3 protein-coding genes and 3 pseudogenes are annotated in these 3,995 nt (G+C 63.3%); 5 read left to right on the top strand and 1 reads right to left on the bottom strand.

Going from position 1 to position 3,995, the window contains the following annotated elements; translation table 11 throughout:
- Positions 1-388 precede the first annotated feature (388 nt).
- The 5 genes and pseudogenes from RJ1_RS44500 to RJ1_RS44485 all read left to right on the top strand — a co-directional run.
- Positions 389-643: a hypothetical protein gene (locus RJ1_RS44500; RefSeq protein ID WP_073366356.1), complete on the top strand. Its 255-nt coding sequence runs from the start codon at positions 389-391 to the stop codon at positions 641-643.
- Between the two features lie 22 nt (positions 644-665).
- Positions 666-830 (top strand): annotated as a pseudogene (locus tag RJ1_RS44495) (cold-shock protein); the annotation flags it as partial.
- A 1,164-nt stretch (positions 831-1,994) separates the two neighbouring features.
- Positions 1,995-2,465: a hypothetical protein gene (locus tag RJ1_RS46570; protein ID WP_143048873.1), complete on the top strand. Its 471-nt coding sequence runs from the start codon at positions 1,995-1,997 to the stop codon at positions 2,463-2,465.
- A gap of 16 nt (positions 2,466-2,481) precedes the next feature.
- Complete coding sequence (locus RJ1_RS48620; protein ID WP_255284972.1) at positions 2,482-2,610, top strand: hypothetical protein; 129 nt, start codon at positions 2,482-2,484, stop codon at positions 2,608-2,610.
- A gap of 273 nt (positions 2,611-2,883) precedes the next feature.
- Positions 2,884-3,291: pseudogene (locus RJ1_RS44485) on the top strand (cation:proton antiporter domain-containing protein); the annotation flags it as partial.
- Between the two features lie 54 nt (positions 3,292-3,345).
- Here RJ1_RS44485 and RJ1_RS44480 read toward each other — a convergent pair.
- Positions 3,346-3,995 (bottom strand): annotated as a pseudogene (locus RJ1_RS44480) (IS3 family transposase); the annotation flags it as partial.

Genomic DNA, 3,995 nt, shown 5'->3' with positions numbered 1-3,995 from the left:
CAGCGGACCTGGTCGATTCGCTTATCGACGAGACGTCTCCCGCTCGATGACACCGGTAAACCGACTCTGATCCGCCCACCCGGACTTTTCACTGTCATTTAGATGCGCGAGGTCCGCCCGTGGCCATCTGATGCCTTACCAGCGAGCGGAACGCCCCTCCGACCAGCGAAGGCACTGGCCGTTGCCCTGGCCGCCACCGGGGCCGTCGAGCCCGCTGTGCATCGATCCGCGAGCTACCCGCCCCGCATGCCAGCTACGACATGCGCGGCCGGGAGTGCCTGTGATCCCACATGGCCAGGGCACTAACCGTCCGGCGGCGTGAATTCGTCTGGTGGGCGCGGAAGCGTCATGCTTATGCTCCGGGGGGTGCCGAGAAAGGGTGCAGTCCATGCGGGACGAGAGCGAGAAGAAGTCGGCGTCAGCTGATGCGTTGAGCGTGGGCACCCGGGTGTCGGTGCGTAGGCAGGCTGAGGCGGCGACCGGCGTGATCGTCGAGGACTACGCCGAACTGACCGACACTGCTGAACGCGGCCACGATTGGGCACCCGTGCATCGGTGGGCGGTCGCCCTTGACGACGGGCGTCTGGTCTTCGCCGACACCGAGGACCTCACGGTCGATATCGGCACAGGTGAATCCGGGTAGGGGGCGGCACCGGTGACCTGGTGGCCGCGGTTTCATCGAACCCGACGACGGAACTCCGGACGTCTTCGTGCATTACTCGGAGATCTCGGGCAGCGGCTTCAAGTCGCTCGATGAGAACCAGCGCGTGGAGTTCGAGGTAGGCCAGGGGCAGAAGGGTCCGCAGGCCACGAACGTGCGCTCGGTCTGACCAGCGTTTATGTGGGGACCGCATCCGGTGGGTGTGGTCCCCATTTTTATGGCCGGATCGATATCCCGCGTGACAGAGGCCCTCAACAAGCTCCTCGACCCGCCTCTGCGTGAGCGATTCCGAGTCGCGCGAAATTGATTGGGTTGTCTCTTGGAGCCGACGGGGAGTCCTCCAAGGGTTGTTGATGGGTTCGCGAACACCATCGATCAGACCACCCGAGTGCACCCCGGCCGATCAGTGGTCATATGGCAGTTCGCACTTGCCGCCGCCGCTCGCCGATTCGACACGAATCCGCAGATCAGTTGAGACCGGTGCGGGTGTGCACCACGAAATTCTTCTCGAGTACTATCCGGCCGATCGTGACATGCAGCGATGACCGAGAACTGGGATCACGGGTTTAGTTGCACAGTGCCGTCGCAAGAAGTGAAAGACGTTGCTGAGCAGTGTAATTGCTTTGCCGATATCGTCCTTACGTCACGTGATGAGTCCATGTCCCTGTGGTGCGACGTCGCAGAGCATGCATCGCATGCGACACGTGCTCTACCCGACAGCCATCCGGAGCACGTGTCGCGTCTGCGGACAGTCGTGTCAGTCGGCCGACGTTACGGTCCAAATTGCTGGATGGATGTGTGAAGAACCTGGGCTTTCGGTCATCGCTCACCGGAGTCGGTGTTGGGCGCGAGCCTTTTACGCCGGGGTCGTATAGTGGAGTACATGCCGGTGGGTTTCTCGACCCCGGCGGTCGGCGATCTCGCAACATCGGGCGCTCGTATCGGTGTTTGAGTATCTGAGCAACGCACAAGGTGTCCTCGGAATGGACCATCGACTGCCTCGTGCGGACTTGTAGCGGCAGGACCGGGGAAACCGACGTGAATCGTGGGTGTGGCCGCGTGCCACATGCAATTTCGACAAAGTTAAGGAGCACTGTGAACAGTAGGCATGAGGTAGACGAACTGTTATTCTATGACCCGCGAGCGGAGGTCGGCCAGGCGAAAACCAGGCCGGACGGGGCATTGGCCGGTTCCGTCACCGCCGCTGCCAATCCTGAGAACAAGACCGGCGAGGAAATCCACCGCGTACTCTTCAGTGCGCAGTGACATCGTCACGCGCTCTGCAGGTCCTGCACCACCCAGTTGTCCGGTTGCTCCGGTTGCGCCGAATACGGTGACGTTCATCGTGTTGCGCTTTCTGTTCAGTGTCATTGCGTTTCGGATGGCGGGGTGCGATCTCGGTCGCGAGGCGGGTGATCGATTCCTCGACGAGAGTGCGGGGCATTCCGGCCCAATCTGCCTGCCCGAAGAATCGGTCGATGCCCAGCACTTCGTGGGCGAGGACGATCTTCTCGATCGGCTCGTCGGCGCTGCCGATCATGATGGCGTGCCCGGGGCGGGTGTCGGCGGCGAAGCTTGCCTGGTCTACTGGAAGCCACGGCCGCCGGGGGCTTGGGTCGAAGGCATTCACGGTAGTGCGGGACACCTCTCGCGCGGCAGATGTGGATGCTCCGGCGAAGAAATGTGTGGAGATCCCGACGCTCGTTCCGGCCTTTTCGCCGGCCTTCTAGATGTCGACTGCGCCGCGTGCCTGATCGATCGACCCGCCGATCAGTCCGAGGACTGGGTCGGCAGCTGGCGTTGACCGCACCCACCGCTGGGTGCGGGTTCACCGATCCGGGGTCGGAGGTGAACAGCAGGGTGCCGGCACCCGATTCGAGCATCTGCGGCAGCACCTGCTGCGCCGTGCGGACGGCTCGGTAGAGGTGGTAATCGACCTCGGGCTGTAGGTCGTCGATCATGAAGTCGGCTGGGCTGAGCGGCGTAGACGTCCGCGCTTTTGGGCGCCGGGGAGAACTCGGGCACATCGACCGCGCCGAAGCGTTCCTCGTGGCGGTGAAGGCAAGCGCCCCGTAGGTTCGATCTCGGCGACGAGCGATCAGCAAAGCCGAATAAGAATTGACACACCCGCTCGTCGGCTTGCCTGGCAGAATCCATAGTATGGCTAATAATCTGAGTCGCGCGGTCGGTCGCCCGATCGAGAGTCAGGGTTAGAACCTCCGATGTTGGGCATTCTCGCGTTCGTTCTGCTGGCGGTTGCCGTCATCGTCGTCGTGCATCTCGTCGCCGACAAGACGGGGTTACCTGCTGCTGCGCTCCTGACACTGGCAGGTCTTGCGGGTGCGGCATTGCCGATACCCGGCATCGAGCTCGATTCGGAGGTGATTCTGACCTTCGTCATTCCGCCGCTGCGCTACAGCGCAGCACTGAACTCGTCACTGCTTGCCATCGGGAAGAACCTTCGCTCTGTGTTCAGTTTGTCGGTGGCGTTGACAGTTGCCACCGCGGTGCTGGTGGGTCTCGGTATCGATCTGCTGATACCTGGTGTGACGCTTGCTGCCGGCATCGCGTTCGGCGCAGCCATTGCTCCGCCGGATCCGGTGGCTGCACTCGCGGTGGGCAGGCGGGCTGGATTGCACCCGAAGATCGGGCCTTACCCCCGGCTTGTGGACACGGGTGGTGGATTAGGCGGCGGATGCCGGCGTAGCGGTGTAGAGGGTCTCGTAGGTGTTCGGGGGCCGGTGTCCGCACCAGGAGTGCCTCCTTCTGGTGTTGTAGCGGGTGACCCAGCGGAACACCTGGCGCCGGCATGTGGCCTCGTCGGGCCAGGTGTTCGCGTTCTGGAGGACTTCTCGTTTGAGGGCGGCGTTGAAGGATTCGGCCAGGCTGTTGTCGGCGCTCGTGCCGACTTTGCCCATCGACTGGGTCACTCCGAGACGGGCGCAGAGTGCGGCGAAGTCCTTCGACGTGTACTGCGCGCCGTGATCCGAGTGAAAGACCGCCCCGGCCAGTCCATTACGCCCCTGGGCGGCGGCACGGAGGGCGTCGGCGACGAGGTCGGTGCGCATATGGTCGGCGATTGCCCAGCCGGCGAGTTTACGGGAGTAGCAGTCCGATCACCGTCGCCAAGTACAGGTTGGCTCCGCCCTCGATCGGCAGGTATGTGATGTCGCCGACGTACGTGCGGTTCGGTGCGGCGGCGGTGAAGTCCCGCTCGAGCAGGTCGGGCACCTTGTGGTCGGCAGGTTCGGGGACTGTGGTCGTGACGCGTCGTCGACGCCGGTAGCCGACAATGTCATTCTCGCGCATCACGCGGGCGACGCGCTTGTGGTTG

Source organism: Rhodococcus jostii NBRC 16295 (assembly GCF_001894825.1).
Taxonomy (GTDB): Bacteria; Actinomycetota; Actinomycetes; order Mycobacteriales; family Mycobacteriaceae; genus Rhodococcus_F; species Rhodococcus_F jostii.
The sequence above is the reverse complement of the archived record's forward strand: the minus strand, read 5'-3'. Positions and strand labels throughout refer to the sequence as shown.

Bases quoted from the DNA above. Each gene is read 5' to 3' on its own strand.
- RJ1_RS44500 (WP_073366356.1), top strand. From the start codon at position 389: ATGCGGGACGAGAGCGAGAAGAAGTCGGCGTCAGCTGATGCGTTGAGC.